Source organism: Streptomyces sp. NPDC055955, assembly GCF_042270245.1.
Lineage (GTDB): Bacteria > Actinomycetota > Actinomycetes > Streptomycetales > Streptomycetaceae > Streptomyces.
Genome location: NZ_JBHJYS010000011.1, coordinates 227,462 through 243,943, shown reverse-complemented (window position 1 = coordinate 243,943; position 16,482 = coordinate 227,462). Strand labels below are relative to the sequence as shown.

The following is a 16,482-nucleotide window of genomic DNA, read 5'->3' as shown; positions in this document are numbered from 1 at the left end:
TCAGAGCGAAGGCTGGGCGCCCGGCGCGAGCGCACCGCACAGCGAGGTGGTGCCGCTCGTGGCGTACGGGTCGGTGCCGGCCGGGCCGCCCTTCTTCGGCGACTGCTCCGCGAGCAGCGGGTGCAGCCGCGCGGTCGCGTCGACGGAGCAGGACAGCGGCCCGGCCTGCACATAGCTGACGAGCACCTCGGCCTGGTGCATGCGCAGGTCGTCCCGGTCGAAGCGGAAGCGCAGCTCACGGCGGACGGTGAACAGGGACGCCTTCGCGTGGGAGCCGGCGCCGGCCGGGCGCAGGGCGTAGACGAACGTGTGGTCGGAGGCGACCTCCAGGGTGTTCGCGTCGGACTCCGTGGCGCGCAGGGTGCCGTGGACGCGGATCCCGGTGCCGGCGAGCGCGGCCTGTTTCGGGTCGAAGCGGACGAGCCAGCCCGTGGCCTCGTGCCGGCCGTCGGCGGCGGGCCGGTCGAAGCTCCGGTCGAACTGGTCGAGCTGCTGCGGGTCGAGCAGGATCCGCACGGACCGCACCGACTTCCCGGTGAGCACGTCGGGGTCGAGCGAGGACTCGACGAGGTAGTCCTTGGCGGTGGTCAGGGCGGCGTAGACCTCACTCTCGGAGAAGTGCGAGGTGTGCCGGGCCGGGGGCAGGGCTATGCCCTTGGCCGCCGTCCCGAACTGGGCGGCGGGGCTGTGCGCGTAGAGCTCGGACACCGAGACGGCGCCGGGGACCCGGCCCTGCGGCGCGAGCGGGATGACGGTCATCCGCAGCGGTTCGGGGCGGCGGGCGGGGGTGACGCCCTGGTAGGGGTTGCGTACGCCCATGTAGATCGCGGTGCCGAACGCGATGACGATCAGGACGACGAGGATGACGGCCTGCCGGGTGAGGCCGTGGCGCAGACCGGGGCGCCGGCGTACGGCGGGCGCGTGGTCGGTGATGCGCTCCTGCGCGGAGAACTCCTGGAGCCGGGCAGCGCGGATGAACGACTCGTCGAAGACGACGGATCGGTACTCGTCTTCCCCACCACCGCCGGGAGCGCTCTCGGGGGTCCCCTCCGGTGGGTCTCCTGGCTCGCCCATACCTTCAGGGTAGGTCTGCGGAAGGTCCGGTAAACGCCCTGGTACACGACAACTTCCGACAGGGTCTCCACCCTGTGCTGACGGGGTGCACCCGTCCGTGGTCAGGGAATCCGCGGAGTCGCGGGGACCGGTGACGGGGAGTAGTCGGCGGAGGCGCCGGGGGCGGACGGGAAGCCCTTCTCCAGCTCCGTCGTCGCGGGCGGCGGGACCCGGTCCGGGCGGCCGCCCGACGAGGCGCCGCGGTAGACGGCGGTGAAGGCGAGCGCGACCATGCCGACACCCATGACGAGGGCGAGCAGCCAGGCGACGGGGCGGCGCCAGCGCACCTTCGCGCCGTACGCGCCGGGGCGCGGGTAGCCGTCCTCGTCGACATCGGGGTCGTAGAGGTCGTCGGCGTCCGGGCCGTGACCGTAGCCGCCCCCCAGGTCGGGGCCGTACCCGTCGTCGTAGAGATCGTCGTCGACCCCGGAGCCACGCGTGCGGGCCCTTCGCGCCTCGGCTTCCTGGGCCTCGGCGCGCGCCTGCGCCGCTGCGAGCAGCCGCTCGACCGCGGTCGGTTCATGGACCTCGGCGGCCTGCACGAAGTCCTCGTCGAAGACCACGGAGGCGAACTCTTCGTCCGCACCCCCGCGGTCGCGGTCGTCGTCGGGCTCCCAGCCGTCAGGGAACGGCGTGCCCCCCACGTCCTCCGGCACGCGTCCAGAGTAGACCTGGGGGGTCGTTTTGGGCAGTCGGTGCGGGAATTCCCTTGTTCCTGTCCGCATGCCCACGGCTACCGGATGTGGCCGTCGCCCGTGACGATGTACTTGGTGCTCGTCAGCTCCGGAAGGCCCATGGGGCCCCGGGCGTGGAGCTTCTGGGTGGAGATGCCGATCTCGGCGCCGAAGCCGAACTGGCCGCCGTCCGTGAAGCGTGTCGAGGCGTTCACGGCGACCGTCGTGGAGTCGACCAGTTGGGTGAAACGGCGGGCCGCCTGCTGCGAGGTGGTGACGATGGCCTCGGTGTGGCCGGACGACCAGAGGCGGATGTGCTCCACGGCGGCGTCCAGGGAGTGCACGACGGCGGCCGCGATGTCGTACGAGAGGTATTCGGTCTCCCAGTCCTCGGGGGTCGCCTCGACGACGGTGGCCTTGGAGCCCTCGGCGTACGCCAGGACGCGCTCGTCGGCGTGCACGGTGACGCCGGCCTCGGCGAGGGCCGCGAGGGCGCGGGGCACGAAGGCGTCGGCGATGTCCTGGTGGACGAGGAGGGTCTCGGCGGCGTTGCAGACGCTGGGGCGCTGCGCCTTGGAGTTGATCAGGATGTCGACGGCCATGTCGAGGTCGGCGTGGGCGTCGACGTAGACGTGGCAGTTGCCGGTGCCGGTCTCGATGACGGGGACGATCGAGTTCTCGACGACGTTCTTGATGAGGGAGGCGCCGCCGCGCGGGATGAGGACGTCGACCAGGCCGCGCGCCCGCATCAGCTCGGTGACGGAGTCGCGGCCCTCGCCGGGTACGAGCTGGATCGCGTCGGCGGGCAGCCCGGAGCCGCCGACGGCGTCGCGCAGGACGCGCACGAGGGCGGTGTTGGACTCGTACGCGGACGAACTGCCGCGCAGGAGGACGGCGTTGCCCGACTTGAGGCAGAGGGCGGCGGCGTCCACGGTCACGTTCGGGCGGGCCTCGTAGATGATGCCGACGACACCGAGCGGGACGCGGACCTGACGCAGGTCGATGCCGTTCGGGAGGGTGTTGCCGCGGACGACCGTGCCGACCGGGTCGGGCAGGGCGACGACGTCGCGCACGTCGGCGGCGATGGCGCGGACCCGCTCGGGCGTGAGCGTGAGGCGGTCGATGATCGACTCGCTGGTGCCGGCCTCGCGGGCGCGGGCGATGTCCTTGGCGTTCGCCTCGACGATCTCGGCCGTGCGCACCTCGAGCGCGTCGGCGATCGCGGCGAGGGCATCGTCCTTCGCGGCCCGCGGCAGCGGGGCGATCACACCGGCCGCGGACCGGGCGCGGTAGGCGGCCTGGGTGACGGGGGTCATCGAGTCGTACGGCGAGAGCGAGGTCATACCGGCAGGGTAATGGGCGCGCCGGGGCCGTCCGGCGGCTGTTCCGAACCCTGAGATGTGACCTAAAAGGGGTGTACGCCGACCGGAGTGGCCGGCAGCGGCCCGTACCCCTCGGCGATGCGCTGGTGGTACGTGTCGCGGTCGATGACCTCGAGGCCGACGATCTCCCACGGCGGGAGCTGGGAACTCTGGCGGTGCTCGCCCCACAGGCGCAGCGCCACGGCGGCCGCGTCGTGCAGGTCGCGGGCCTCTTCCCAGTAGCGGATCTCGGCGTGGTCGACGGCGTACCGGCTCGTCAGCAGAAAGGGGTGGTCATGCGCCAGTTGTTCGAGTCCCCGCCGCACCTCCGCGAGGGGCGCATCGGCGCCGGAGACGCTGAGGGTGACATGCCAGAGGCGGGGGCCTTCCTCCGTCACAACACTCTCCTCCTGCCCGCTGCCCTGGTACGACTCGCCGGCCGCGACGCTGGTCAGTGCCCGCTCCGCCGACCCTCGGGACGTCGCCCCCGGGCGCGCTCGTCTCACGACGGCCTCCTTTGCGCAATGGTCGTGCGGAACTTCCTGAAACAAAGTTGAGCAGGCCAAGCGGCATCGTGGGGCCGTTTTGGGGAAGGTCCCCCGCCGGAGGCCCGGCTTTCGGCCGTCTACACGGTTTACGACGGGCGCGGACGCAAGATCTTCACGAATGCGCCGGTGCGATCAGGACTGCAGCAGCACGAGGTCGTCACGGTGGACGACCTCACGCTCGTACGCGGGCCCCAGCTCGCGCGCCAGCTCACGGGTGGAGCGGCCGATGAGCTGCGGGATCTCCTTGGCGTCGAAGTTGACCAGGCCGCGCGCCACCGCGCGCCCCGTGGTGTCGCGCAGCTCGACGGGGTCACCCGCGTTGAACTCGCCCTCGACGGCCGCGATGCCCGCGGGAAGGAGTGACTTGCGGCGCTCCACGACGGCCTTCACCGCCCCGTCGTCGAGCGTGAGCGCGCCCTGCGGCGTGGAGGCGTGCTGGAGCCACAGGAGGCGGTCGGCGCTGCGCCGGCCCGTGCGGTGGAAGTACGTGCCCGTGTCGCGGGCGGCGAGCGCGTCGGCCGCGTGCACCGTGCTGGTGAGAACTACGGGGATGCCCGCGGCCGCGGCGATCCCGGCCGCCTCGACCTTGGTCACCATGCCGCCGGTGCCCACGCCCGCCTTCCCGGCACTGCCGATCTTGACGTGCGCGATGTCGGCGGGGTTGCGGACCTCGGAGATCCGCGAGCTGCCGGGCTTGGCGGGGTCGCCGTCGTAGAGGCCGTCGACGTCGGAGAGGAGGACGAGGAGGTCGGCGTGGACGAGGTGGGCGACCAGGGCGGCGAGCCGGTCGTTGTCGCCGAAGCGGATCTCGTCCGTGGCCACCGTGTCGTTCTCGTTCACGACGGGCAGGGCGCCCATCGCGAGGAGCTGGTCGAGGGTGCGCGACGCGTTGCGGTGGTGGGCGCGGCGGGCCATGTCGTCGCTGGTGAGCAGAACCTGGCCGACGCGGACGCCGTAGCGCGCGAAGGAGGCGGTGTAGCGGGCCATCAGGAGTCCCTGGCCGACGCTCGCGGCCGCCTGCTGGCGGGCGAGGTCCTTGGGACGCCTGCGCAGGCCGAGCGGCGCGAGTCCGGCGGCGATGGCGCCGGACGAGACGAGCACGATCTCCTTCTCGCTGCCGCTGCGGACCTTGGCGAGCACGTCGACGAGGGCGTCGACCCGGTCGGCGTCCAGGCCGCCCTCGGCGGTGGTGAGCGAGGAGGATCCGACCTTGATCACGATCCTGCGGGCTTCCGCCACGCCCTGCCTCATGTCCTGCCCTGCCGCTGACACGTGCGTTCCCCATCGGTGCTGACCGGCCGCGGGCCTCGTCCCGGCCACGGCCCAGGTCCTGCAATCTACGTGAGCGACACGGCGCGGCGCCTCCGGGTTCCGAGGGGCGGACGGCAGGCTCACGCGAAAGGAATTCCACCGGAGCCGGCGATAGCAATCGCTGCCCAGAGATCGTGGGGCCTTTGCCCCTTTATCCGGTGATTGCTGTCACGAAGGATTGCTAGCGAGGGCGCGAAAGTCATACGGTCAGTGGTCGGCCTTCGTCGAAGAATGCCGCGCACCCCCCGCACATCTTTCCCCACCCGACCCCCCTGCCAGGAGCCCCGCCCAGTGCCCTCCGCCGGCCTTGCCCCCCGCCGCGTCGTGCAGCTCTCCGCGCTCTTCGCGATGTTCGCGCTCTACACGGCCCAGCTCGTCAGCGCGCTGATCCCGTACGTCCCGGTGTTCGTCGCCGCGAGCGCAGCAGGTCTCGCGCTCGACACGTATCTCCAGTACAAGCAGCCCGGCCTGCTCTCCCTCCTCGGCAAGATCCGCTTCGATGTCACCGTCCGGCAGCTGCTGCGCGACATGCTGATCCTGGTCGGTCTCCTGCGCATCGACGGCATCGAGCCGCTGGCAGAGCAGTCCCCCCTCACCATCGCGCTGCTCGCCTTCTACGCCCTGCACTTCGTGTGCCAGGCCGTGGCCGTGCTGGTGCGACGCACGCGCGCGCTGCCCATCGTGACGCGGAACATCGACGCGTCCGAGCTGCGGCTCTCCGCGGCCCCGCCGCGCATCCTGGCCCGCCGCCAGGGCCACCGCCTGCTCAGCTTCGCCGCCCCCGGCACCGTGGGCCTGCTGATCACCGCGGCCACCACCGACGCGCTCTGGGGCGGCATCGGCCTCGCCGTCTCGATCGCGCTGCTCGGCGGCGGCACGGTCTACCTCGCGACCTGGCTGCTCCCGAAGAAGCGCGCCCTCAGCGAGCAGAAGGTCATGGCCTGGCTCGACCGGTGGCTGGCCGACTACAAGCCGACCGTCGCGATGTACTTCTCGGGCGGCACGTCGTCCGCGTACCAGGCCAACATGTGGCTCTCCACGCTCTCCGAGGTCGACGGCAAGCCGCTGATCGTGCTGCGCGAGCGGTTCATGGTCCAGAAGATCGACGCCACCGACGTGCCGATCATCTGCTTCCCCAAGGTCGCCACGATGTTCTCCCTGGAGAACTCGACGCTGAAGATGGTGCTGCACCCGGCGAACGCCGCGAAGACCTCCCAGGTCCTGCGCATCCCGACGATCAAGCACGCCTTCATCAACCACGGCGAGAGCGACAAGCTGTCCTCCTGCAACCCCTACGCGAAGGCGTACGACGAGGTGTGGGTGGCGGGGCCCGCGGCCCGCGAGCGCTACCAGCTCGCCGACATCGGCGTCGAGGACAAGGACGTCGTGGAGGTGGGCCGCCCGCAGCTGTCGCCCATCAAGCGCGCCACCGGCGCGCCCCGGGGCACGTACACGACGGTCCTCTACGCCCCCACCTGGGAGGGCTGGGACGGCAACCCGGGCAACACGTCGGTGCTGCTCGCCGGCGAGAACATCGTCAAGCACCTGCTCGCCGACGACTCCGTACGCCTCCTCTACAAGCCGCACCCGATGACCGGTTCGGTCGACCCGCGCGCGGGCGTCGCGAACGAGCGCATCAAGGCGATGGTCCGCGAGGCGGCCGCGAAGCGCTCCGGCGCCCGGCCCGGCCCCGAGGCCGCCACCGAGCTGGTCCGCCGCGCGGCGGAGCTGGACACGCTGACCTCGACCGCGTTCCGTGCCAGCGCGGACGAGATGGAGCGCATGATGCTCCAGGGCTCGCCCGACGGCGACCGGCAGTCCGCCGTCACCGAGGCGACCGCCGCGTGGGAGGCCGCTTACTGGGCGTCCTTCCCCGAGTGGGAGCACCTGGTCATCACGGACGCCCGCCCGGCGATCTTCACCTGCTTCAACCAGGCCGACGTCCTCATCAGCGATGTCTCCTCGGTCGTCTCCGACTGGCTGACGAGCGAGAAGCCGTACGCCGTGGCGAACACCTCCGGCATGTCCGAGAGCGATTTCCGCGCCGGATTCCCGACGGTGAGCGCGGCGACGATCCTGACGCCCGCGGCAACGGAGGTACCCGCCCTTCTCGCGGCCGTACGCGCCCCGGAGACGGATTCCCACGCGGAGGCCCGCGCGGAGCTCAAGGAGCACCTCCTGGGCCCCTCCGACCCGCCGTCCCTGGATCGCTTCAACGACGCGGTGCGCGCGCTGTGCGACCGGGCCGACGAGCGCCGCGTCCGCATGGAGTCCCGCCTCGCGGCCGAGATCCCCGGCCAGCGCGACACGGACGCGGACGAGTTCGCCGAGGCCCTGGACTCCGACGCGGAGTCCGGCGACACGGTCACGGCATAGCGCTCGGCGCGCAGGCCGGACACTGAAGCTCGGCGCGCAGGCAGCTCATGAAGAAGGCCCCCGGGAGGATTCTCCCGGGGGCCTTCTTCATGAGCTGAGCCGGACCGCCCGACCGCCTAGAACGGCTTGAACTCGTCGTACTCCTGCTCCGCGTCGTCCCGCTCCGCCTGCTTGTCGCGGCGGCGCTGGGCCGCGGGACGCGGCTCCTCGAAGCGGTGGTCCTCGCCCCGGCGGCCGAGCATCTCGGCACCTGCCATGACCGTGGGCTCCCAGTCGAAGACGACCGCGTTGTCCTCGGGGCCGATGGCCACGCCGTCGCCCGTGACCGCGCCGGCCTTCAGGAGAGCGTCCTCGACGCCGAGGCGGTTGAGGCGGTCGGCGAGGTAGCCGACGGCCTCGTCGTTGTTGAAGTCGGTCTGGCGCACCCAGCGCTCCGGCTTCTCGCCGCGCACGCGGAAGAGGCCGTCCTCCTCCTGCGCGACCGTGAAGCCCGAGTCGTCGACCGCCTTCGGGCGGATGACGATGCGGGTCGCCTCCTCCTTGGGCTTGGCGGCGCGCGCCGCGGCGACCATCTCGGCGAGGGCGAAGGACAGCTCCTTGAGGCCCTTGTGGGCCACGGCCGACACCTCGAAGACGCGGTAGCCGCGGGCCTCCAGGTCCGGGCGGACCAGGTCCGCGAGGTCCTGCCCGTCCGGCACGTCGATCTTGTTGAGGACGACGAGGCGCGGGCGGCTGTCGAGGCCGCCGTACTGCTTGAGCTCCTCCTCGATGATGTCGAGGTCGGAGACCGGGTCGCGGTCCGATTCGAGGGTGGCCGTGTCGAGTACGTGGACCAGGACCGAGCAGCGCTCGACATGGCGCAGGAACTCCAGGCCGAGGCCCTTGCCCTGGCTGGCGCCCGGGATGAGGCCCGGCACGTCGGCGATGGTGTAGACCGTCGAACCGGCCGTCACGACGCCGAGGTTCGGGACGAGCGTCGTGAACGGGTAGTCGGCGATCTTCGGCTTCGCGGCCGACAGGACCGAGATGAGGGACGACTTTCCGGCGCTCGGGTAGCCGACGAGCGCGATGTCCGCGACCGTCTTGAGCTCGAGGACGATGTCCTGGAGGTCACCGGGCACGCCGAGGAGCGCGAAGCCGGGCGCCTTGCGGCGGGCCGAGGCCAGCGCCGCGTTGCCGAGGCCGCCGCGGCCGCCCTGGGCGGCGACGTACGTCGTGCCCTGACCGACGAGGTCGGCCAGCACGTTGCCCGCCTTGTCGAGGATGACGGTGCCGTCCGGCACGGGCAGGACGAGGTCCTGGCCGTCCTTGCCGGAGCGGTTCCCGCCCTCGCCCGGCTTGCCGTTCGTGGCCTTGCGGTGGGGCGAGTGGTGGTAGTCGAGGAGCGTCGTCACCGACTGGTCGACGACCAGGATGACGTCGCCGCCACGGCCGCCGTTGCCGCCGTCCGGGCCGCCGAGCGGCTTGAACTTCTCACGGTGAACGGAGGCACAGCCGTGGCCTCCGTTACCCGCGGCGACATGCAGTTCGACGCGGTCCACGAAGGTGGTCATGGTTCAGTGCCTCCTGGGGGTTCCCCCGGCGAGAGGCCGGAGGAGTACGAAATGTCTTTGCTCGTCGTTCATTGGAAACACACGAAGGGCGGACCTGCTTCCCGATCCGGAAGCCGAAGCTTCTGGCCGGGCAAGCAAGGTCCGCCCTCGCGAAAACGCTCTACGGAGCCTGAGTCCTAGGAACTAGGGGTTTCAGGCGACCGGAACGATGTTCACGACCTTGCGGCCGCGGTGCGTACCGAACTCCACCGCACCGGCGTTCAGCGCGAACAGGGTGTCGTCGCCACCGCGACCGACGCCCGTGCCGGGGTGGAAGTGGGTGCCGCGCTGGCGGACCAGGATCTCACCGGCGTTGACGGTCTGACCGCCGAAGCGCTTCACACCGAGCCGCTGAGCATTGGAATCGCGCCCGTTCCGAGTGGACGATGCGCCCTTCTTGTGTGCCATCTTGTCTCAGTCCCTTACTTCGCAGCCGTGGGGATGCCGGTGATCTTGATCGCCGTGTACTGCTGACGGTGACCCTGACGACGGCGGTAGCCGGTCTTGTTCTTGTACCGAAGGATGTCGATCTTGGCACCCTTGTGGTGGTCCACGACCTCGGCCTGCACCTTGATGCCGGCCAGCACCCACGGGTCGCTGGTCACAGCGTCGCCGTCGACAACGAGCAGCGTAGAGAGCTCTACGGTGTCGCCAACCTTGGCGGTGGAAATCTTGTCAACCTCAACGATGTCGTCGACAGCAACCTTGTGCTGGCGACCACCGCTGCGCACGATGGCGTACACGCGGATCTCTCTCTCGCTCGGAACGAAACCCCTGAAGCCAGCCGCTCACACGTGCCCGAGGGCCCGTGATGTTCCGGATTGGACGAGCGGCCTCCCCCGGCGGACCGGGAGGTGAGGTGCTCAGGGGTGCGGCGCGCAACAGACGCCGACGGTCAAGGTTACGGGTCACCCGCCGAAAGGGTCAAACCAGCCCCCTTCCGCCGGGTGCGCGCGGACTACGCGGGCGGCTTCTCACCGTCCTGCGGCAGCGGCTTCACGCCCTTGCACAGGTCCGTGGCGTCGGCCGTGCCGGGCCAGGTGACGTTCCACACCCGGTTGAAGTGGTCGCGGTAGGCGTCGTGCACGGAGTCGTCGTCGACCTTGACGATCGCCTCGTCGTTCTCGCGCAGCGCGGGGCCCGTGTAGTTCTGCGACCCGGTGAAGGTGATCTTGTTCGGCTTGCCGTCGTACATGCCGTCCACCAGCAGGTACTTCGAGTGGATGATGTACGGCGTCGTGAGCTTCTTGCCGGGGTTCAGCGGGTCCCGGTCGTCGTTGAAGCAGCGCAGCGAGGGCCCGCCGGAGGCGTGCAGCGCCTCCCACGTCCCCTTGGAGCCGCCCAGGCTCTTGGCGCTGTCGGTCTCCGCGTACATGAGGCTGACGGTGCAGCCCTGCTTCTTCAGCGAGACCAGCTTGTCGGCGATCTGCTTGCGGGTGACCTTGAAGATCGCGGCCCGGATGACCGTCTTCTTCGCGGCGCCGGTCACCGGGTCCTTGTAGGAGCAGGCGACGTTGTTGAGGACCGAGTACATCGTGTCGGACTCGTTGACCGTGCCGGCCCGCGGGAAGAAATACGCCTTGTACAGGCCGTTGCTGACGGTGCGGTAGTCCCACGTCGACCAGCTCTTGCCGGTCATGTCCGTGAAGTAGTCCGAGTACGCCTCGTACATCACGCCGTTGTTCGGCAGCATCAGCGCGTCGTTGTAGAACCTCGTGTGCGCCGACGGCGTCGAGTTCGACGTGGTCTGCACGACGACGTTCGTGGCGCCCTCGACCGCGGAGAACAGCCAGAACTTGTTGTGCATGATCGACTGGCCGTACTTGGGATCGCCCAGGCAGGACTTGTGCGCCGGGCAGAGCGTCACGAAGGACGGGCTCGTCCTGGTGGTGCCCAGGGCCGTCTTCAACTGGGTGTACGACGTGTTGGTGGGGCGGTCGCTGACACTGGACTCGTCGAGCAGTATCTGCACGTTCACGCCGCGGTTCTTGGCCGCGACGAGCGCGTCGACGACCGACTGCTCCCACACGTGGTAGACCGCGACCTTGATCACCGAACCCGGCAGCGCCGCGTTCGTCAGCGCGATCAGCCTGGTGCGGATCGCGTACTGCTGGTCCGTGGTGCCGTGCGGGTCGTTGAAGATCGGCCCCTCGGTCCACGTCGGGGTGTCCGCGGCTGCGGTCCCCCCGGACGCGGTGGCCTGGATCCCGGCCGCCGAGAGGACCGTGGCGATGGCCACGGCCTGTCTGCCGCCCTTGACCGGCTTCACGGCACGGTGACGGCCCGTGCCTCTCAGGCGCGCGTGCGCCATTTGCTACCCCTCCCCGGATTCACGGGCCGCGCATTCTCCCCAACGCGCGGTCGCGTGATCGTTCATGTTCACTCGTGCGACTCCATGAGTTTTACAGGTAGTTGGCCGCTCTCCAAGAGCAGGGGGCGGTCCAGCCGGCGTCACATGACCTGTGACACGCCGACGCCCCCGTTCCGCGGAGTGCGGCTCGGGGGCGTCGGATCCGGAACTACCGCGTTGCTCAGGCCTCGTCGGCCGCGGCGGAGACGGACGGCTGAGCCTTCTGCTCGGCCGCCACGGTCTTCTTCGCGGTCGCCTTCTTGGCGGCGGTCTTGGTCGCCGCCTTCTTGGCCGTCGTCTTCTTCGCGGCCGTCTTCTTGGCCGCGGTCTTCTTGGTGGCGGCCTTCTTCGCCGTCGCCTTCTTGGCCGTCTTACGGGCCGTCTTCTTGGCGGCGGGCGCCTCCTCGGCGGCCTCGGGCTCGGCCTGCTCCGGCTCGGCCTGCGCCTCCGTGGCCGACGGGACGACCACGACGGCCGTCTCCTCGGACGCGGTGGGCGCGGTGGCCTTGCGGACGGCACGGCGACGCGGGCGGGCCGGAGCCGCGCTCTCGACGGGCGCCTCGGCCTTCTCCTCGGCCACAGCGGCCTCGGGCTCCTCGGCCACGACGGGCTCCGGCTCGGGCTTGGCGGGCGCCGTGACGGTCACCTCGGCCTCGGCCTCGGCGGCGGCCTTCGGCGAACCGGCCGGGGCCGTCGCCTTACGGGTCGCCCGGCGACGCGTACGCCCCTTGGGAGCGGCGTCCTCGACCGGGGCGGGCTCGGCCACGACCGGCTCCGCCTCGGCCTGCGGGGCCTCAGCCCTGGGAGCCTCGACCTGCGCGGCCTCCGCCTTCGGAGCCTCCGCCTCGGCGGCCTCCTTCGGGGCCGCCTCGCCCTTGGGCGCGCCGGCCGGAGCCGACGCCCTGCGGGTCGCACGACGGCGCGAACGGCCACCACGGGCCGCGGCCTCCGCCTCGGCGGGGCTGCTGTACAGCTCCTCGTCGGGCACGAACTCGGGCTCGGCGAGCGCGACCGGGGCCGCGACCTCGGCGGCGACCTCAGCCTCGGTCTCCACCTCCGTCTCCGGCGCCGCCTGCTCGTGGTCGTGCTCGTGCGTGGGCTCCGCGCCGTTGCCGCCACGGCCGCGCTTCTTGCGCTTGCCGCCGCCACCGGCAGACGTGGGCTGCTCCATGTGGACGATGACACCGCGCCCGTTGCAGTGGACGCAGGTCTCGGAGAAGGACTCCAGGAGGCCCTGGCCCACACGCTTACGGGTCATCTGGACCAGCCCGAGCGAAGTGACCTCGGCCACCTGGTGCTTGGTCCGGTCACGGCCCAGGCACTCCAGGAGCCGGCGCAGGACCAGGTCCCTGTTGGACTCCAGGACCATGTCGATGAAGTCGATGACGACGATGCCGCCGAGGTCACGCAGGCGCAGCTGGCGCACGATCTCCTCGGCCGCTTCGAGGTTGTTCCTCGTCACGGTCTCTTCGAGGTTGCCGCCCTGGCCGGTGAACTTGCCGGTGTTGACGTCGACGACGATCATCGCCTCGGTCTTGTCGATCACCAGCGAACCGCCGCTGGGCAGCCAGACCTTGCGGTCGAGCGCCTTGGCGAGCTGCTCGTCGATCCGGTACGTCGCGAAGACGTCGACCTCGGAGGTCCACTTCGAGAGGCGGTCGGCCAGGTCGGGCGCCACGTGGTTGACGTATCCGTGGATGGTGTCCCACGCGTCGTCACCGCTGACGACGACCTTGGAGAAGTCCTCGTTGAAGATGTCGCGCACGACGCGGACGGTCATGTCCGGCTCGCCGTACAGCAGGCTCGGCGACGACGTCGAGATCTGCTTCGACTTCTTCTGGATGTCCTCCCACTGGGCCTGCAGACGCTCGACGTCGCGGCGCAGCTCCTCCTCGCTCGCGCCCTCGGCGGCGGTGCGCACGATGACGCCCGCGTCCTCGGGGACGATCTTCTTGAGGATGGTCTTCAGACGCGCGCGCTCGGTGTCGGGCAGCTTGCGGCTGATGCCGGTCATCGACCCCTCGGGGACGTAGACCAGGTAGCGGCCGGGCAGCGAGACCTGACTGGTCAGGCGGGCACCCTTGTGGCCGATCGGGTCCTTGGTGACCTGCACGAGGACGGACTGGCCGGACTTGAGGGCGGTCTCGATGCGGCGCGGCCCGTTGGCCATGCCGAGCGCCTCGAAGTTGACCTCACCGGCGTAGAGCACGGCGTTGCGGCCCTTGCCGATGTCGATGAAGGCGGCCTCCATGGACGGCAGCACGTTCTGGACCTTGCCCAGGTACACGTTGCCGACGTACGAGGTCGCCTGCTCCTTGTTGACGTAGTGCTCGACGAGGATGTCGTCCTCGAGCACACCGATCTGGGTGCGCTCGCCGTGCTGGCGGACGACCATGACGCGCTCGACGGCCTCACGGCGGGCCAGGAACTCGGCCTCGGTGATGATCGGCACACGACGGCGACCCTGCTCGCGGCCCTCGCGGCGGCGCTGCTTCTTCGCCTCGAGACGCGTCGAGCCCTTGATGGACTGCACCTCGTCGGCGCCGGTGCCCCGCTCCTCCTGCTTACGGGGCTCGCGGACCTTCACGACCGTGCGCTCGGGGTCGCTGTCGCCCGGCTCGCTGTCGGTGGAGGCGTCGCCCGCGCGGCGACGACGGCGACGGCGGCGACGGCTGCTGCTGGAGCCGGACGGGCCGGACTCCTCGCGCTCGTCGGCCTCGTCGGCCTCGTCGCTCTCGTCGGTGGGCTCGGCGCCCTCGTCGGTGGGCTCGGCCTCTTCGTCGGTCTGCTCGTCGGACTCGGCGTCCGCGGAGTCACCGCGACGGCGACGCCGGCCACCACGGCGCCGGCGGCGCGTGGGGCGGTCGCCCTGCTCGTCGTGGTCCTCGTGGTCCTGGTCGCCCTCGGCTTCCTCGGCCTCGGCGGGCTCCTCGACGGCGGCGGGCCGCTGCGGCTCGACGGCCGGGGCGGCGGGCTGCTCCTCGGCGGCGCGGCCACGGCGGCGGCGACGGCGCGGCGTCTCCTCCGCGACCACGTCGGCCACGGTCACGGTCTCGACGGGAGCCTCGGCCTCGACCGGCTCCTCCTCCACCGCGGCCTCGGCCGCGGCCGCCGCGGCGGCGCGCTCCGGGGTCTGGAACATCGGCTCGGCGAAGACCGGCGCCTGGAAGACGGCGACGGACGGCCGCGCAGGACGGCGCGAACCCTTCGTGCCCTTGGTCTCGTCGGCGGCCGGCTCGGCGGTGGCGCGCGAGGCGGCCTTCTTGGCGGAGCGCTGCGCGGGCTCGGAGAAGCCGACCGCGGCCTTGCGGGTGGCGCGGCGGCGCGGGCGGCGCCCGCCTTCGGCGTCCTCGTCGGGCGCGGCGGCGGGGGCCTCCGTCTTGGGGGCCTCGGTCTTGGGGGCCTCCGACTTCGGGGCCTCCGTCGCGGCGGGCTCGGCGGCGGCCACGGGCTCGGGCGCGCCGGCGGGAGCGGTGGAGCGGCGTGTGGCGCGGCGGCGGGTACGCCCGGCGGGGGCGGCCTCCGGCTCAGGCGCGGCCTCCGGCTCGGCTGCCGGCTCTTCCGCGGCCACGACGGGCTCGGCGACGGGCTCGGTCACCGCGGGGGCCTCGGCCTGCTCGGGGGTACCGGCGGGGGCGGAGACGCGGCGCGTGGCGCGGCGGCGGGTACGCCCGGCGGGCGCGGCCTCCGGCTCGGGCGCGGCCTCCGGCTCGGGGGCGGTCTCTTGCGCGGCGACGGCGGGCGCGGAGGCGGCAGGCTCGGCCTCGGCGCTCTCTGCTGCGTCGGAAGTCTTGGGTGCGCCGGCGGGCGCGGAGGCGCGGCGGGTGGCACGCCGGCGCGGGCGCCCGGTGGGGGCGGCGTCCTGCGCGGGGGCCTCGGCGGCGGCGCCTGCCTCGGTCTCTTCGGCCTCGTCGGCGACGGGGGCGGCGGCCTTCACGGCCTTGGTGGTGTCAGCGGCGGCACCCGTGGGCGGGCCCGCGGGACGCGAGGCAGCCCGGCGCCGGCGGCGCGGCGGCAGGGTGTCGCTGGGGCTGTTGTTGTCGGTTCCCACGGACGACGACGTCTCAGTGGGTTCGGTCGGCTCAAGCATGCGGGTGGATCTCCCGTCAGGCTCCCGGGCGCCGCGCCTGGTCCGGTGACGTCCGCGGCTCGCGCGTTCATGCGCGGTGCCGCCGTCCGGGGCGCGGGCGCCGCACGGGAGCTCTCTGTCTGTTCTCGCCGGTTCCGTACGCCATGTGTGCGTACGGCCTGGCGAAAGTCCTTGGGTTCGTGCGCTGCCCGACCCAGGTGGCTCCCGAGTACGAGGGCGGCGCTTCGACGACCGTCCTTACGCGGAACCTGGCACCGGCGCCGTCGCGGCGGCAGCTGCGGCGCTCCCCCCGCTTGCGGGAGGTGCGGCCTCGACTGCCTCGCGGTCGGGCGCGAGCGGGTCGGTCACCGTGCCGGTCTCTTCATCGAAAAGCCCCTGCGCCAGCCTGGTCACCGCTGCGGGGACCGGCGGCGCCAGGTCGGCCACAGCTCGGAGACCGGACAGAACGTCGTCGGGTCGAACGGCAGGCGTCACGTGCCGAACAACCAGGCGCAGTATCGCACAGGCCTTGTCGGTCGGCCTATCAGCCTGGGCGTCGCTCGCCTGCGGGGCCTCGGCGGCCTCGAGGCTCACGACGGCGGCGCGGGCGTCGAACGTCCGCATCCCGTTCTTCGTCTTCCGCTGGACCTCGACGGCCTCCGCCGCGACGAACGCGTCCGCGGCGGCCTTGGCCTCAGCGGCGTCGACGCCGTCGAGCCGCAGCTCCCAGACGGATGCGGTGAGCCGGTCGGCGAGGCCCGAGGTGCGGGACTCGACGGCCTCGATGATGTCGAGCCCCGTGGGGAGCGACTCGTCGAGGAGCTCGCGCAGCGTGTCCGGATCGCGCGCTTCGGTGAGCGCGATCTCCAGATACTCGGCTTCGCTGCCCGTGCCGGTGGGTGCGGCATTGGCGTACGACACCTTCGGGTGCGGCGTGAACCCCGCCGAGTACGCCATGGGCACCTCGGCACGGCGCAGCGCACGCTCGAAGGCGCGCTGGAAGTCACGGTGGCTGGTGAACCGGAGGCGGCCGCGCTTGGTGTAGCGCAGTCGGATGCGCTGCACCGCGGGTGCGGGCGGCGGGCCTT

At 71.7% G+C, this 16,482-nt stretch carries 12 protein-coding genes; 1 reads left to right on the top strand and 11 read right to left on the bottom strand.

Going from position 1 to position 16,482, the window contains the following annotated elements; translation table 11 throughout:
• The 5 genes from ACFC96_RS23330 to proB all read right to left on the bottom strand — a co-directional run bounded on the left by ACFC96_RS23330 (window position 1) and on the right by proB (window position 4,935).
• Window positions 1–1,074, bottom strand: a complete 1,074-nt coding sequence (locus ACFC96_RS23330; protein ID WP_376613924.1) for a hypothetical protein — start codon at window positions 1,072–1,074, stop codon at window positions 1–3.
• Between the two features lie 101 nt (window positions 1,075–1,175).
• On the bottom strand, window positions 1,176–1,769 hold the full coding sequence (locus tag ACFC96_RS23325) for a hypothetical protein (RefSeq protein WP_376256137.1): 594 nt from the start codon (window positions 1,767–1,769) through the stop codon (window positions 1,176–1,178).
• A 77-nt stretch (window positions 1,770–1,846) separates the two neighbouring features.
• Window positions 1,847–3,130 (bottom strand): glutamate-5-semialdehyde dehydrogenase, encoded by a 1,284-nt coding sequence (locus ACFC96_RS23320; RefSeq protein WP_227294634.1) that lies wholly within the window; start codon window positions 3,128–3,130, stop codon window positions 1,847–1,849.
• 62 nt (window positions 3,131–3,192) lie between these two features.
• Window positions 3,193–3,654, bottom strand: a complete 462-nt coding sequence (locus ACFC96_RS23315; RefSeq protein ID WP_116513011.1) for a hypothetical protein — start codon at window positions 3,652–3,654, stop codon at window positions 3,193–3,195.
• 174 nt (window positions 3,655–3,828) lie between these two features.
• Window positions 3,829–4,935 (bottom strand): glutamate 5-kinase, encoded by a 1,107-nt coding sequence (gene proB / locus ACFC96_RS23310; protein ID WP_376256825.1) that lies wholly within the window; start codon window positions 4,933–4,935, stop codon window positions 3,829–3,831.
• A 363-nt stretch (window positions 4,936–5,298) separates the two neighbouring features.
• Here proB and ACFC96_RS23305 point away from each other — a divergent pair, with 363 nt between their 5' ends.
• The gene (locus ACFC96_RS23305) at window positions 5,299–7,383 is read left to right on the top strand and encodes a hypothetical protein (RefSeq protein ID WP_376613922.1); all 2,085 of its coding nucleotides are present in this window, start codon (window positions 5,299–5,301) and stop codon (window positions 7,381–7,383) included.
• A gap of 116 nt (window positions 7,384–7,499) precedes the next feature.
• Here ACFC96_RS23305 and obgE read toward each other — a convergent pair whose 3' ends face one another.
• The 6 genes from obgE to ACFC96_RS23275 form a co-directional block, all read right to left on the bottom strand.
• Complete coding sequence (gene obgE, locus ACFC96_RS23300) at window positions 7,500–8,936, bottom strand: GTPase ObgE (protein WP_376613920.1); 1,437 nt, start codon at window positions 8,934–8,936, stop codon at window positions 7,500–7,502.
• A 192-nt stretch (window positions 8,937–9,128) separates the two neighbouring features.
• A complete protein-coding gene (gene rpmA / locus ACFC96_RS23295) occupies window positions 9,129–9,383 on the bottom strand; it encodes a 50S ribosomal protein L27 (RefSeq protein ID WP_100594223.1) in 255 nt (84 codons plus the stop codon).
• Between the two features lie 14 nt (window positions 9,384–9,397).
• Complete coding sequence (gene rplU / locus ACFC96_RS23290; protein ID WP_055566950.1) at window positions 9,398–9,718, bottom strand: 50S ribosomal protein L21; 321 nt, start codon at window positions 9,716–9,718, stop codon at window positions 9,398–9,400.
• A 215-nt stretch (window positions 9,719–9,933) separates the two neighbouring features.
• On the bottom strand, window positions 9,934–11,286 hold the full coding sequence (locus tag ACFC96_RS23285) for a phospholipase D-like domain-containing protein (protein ID WP_376256145.1): 1,353 nt from the start codon (window positions 11,284–11,286) through the stop codon (window positions 9,934–9,936).
• 220 nt (window positions 11,287–11,506) lie between these two features.
• Window positions 11,507–15,415 carry a ribonuclease E/G gene (locus ACFC96_RS23280; RefSeq protein ID WP_376613918.1) on the bottom strand — a complete coding sequence of 1,303 codons (3,909 nt, stop codon included), beginning with the start codon at window positions 15,413–15,415 and terminating at the stop codon, window positions 11,507–11,509.
• A gap of 237 nt (window positions 15,416–15,652) precedes the next feature.
• Entirely contained in the window at window positions 15,653–16,459 is an 807-nt protein-coding gene (locus ACFC96_RS23275; RefSeq protein WP_376256149.1) for a TIGR03936 family radical SAM-associated protein, read from the bottom strand.
• Window positions 16,460–16,482: the final 23 nt, after the last annotated feature.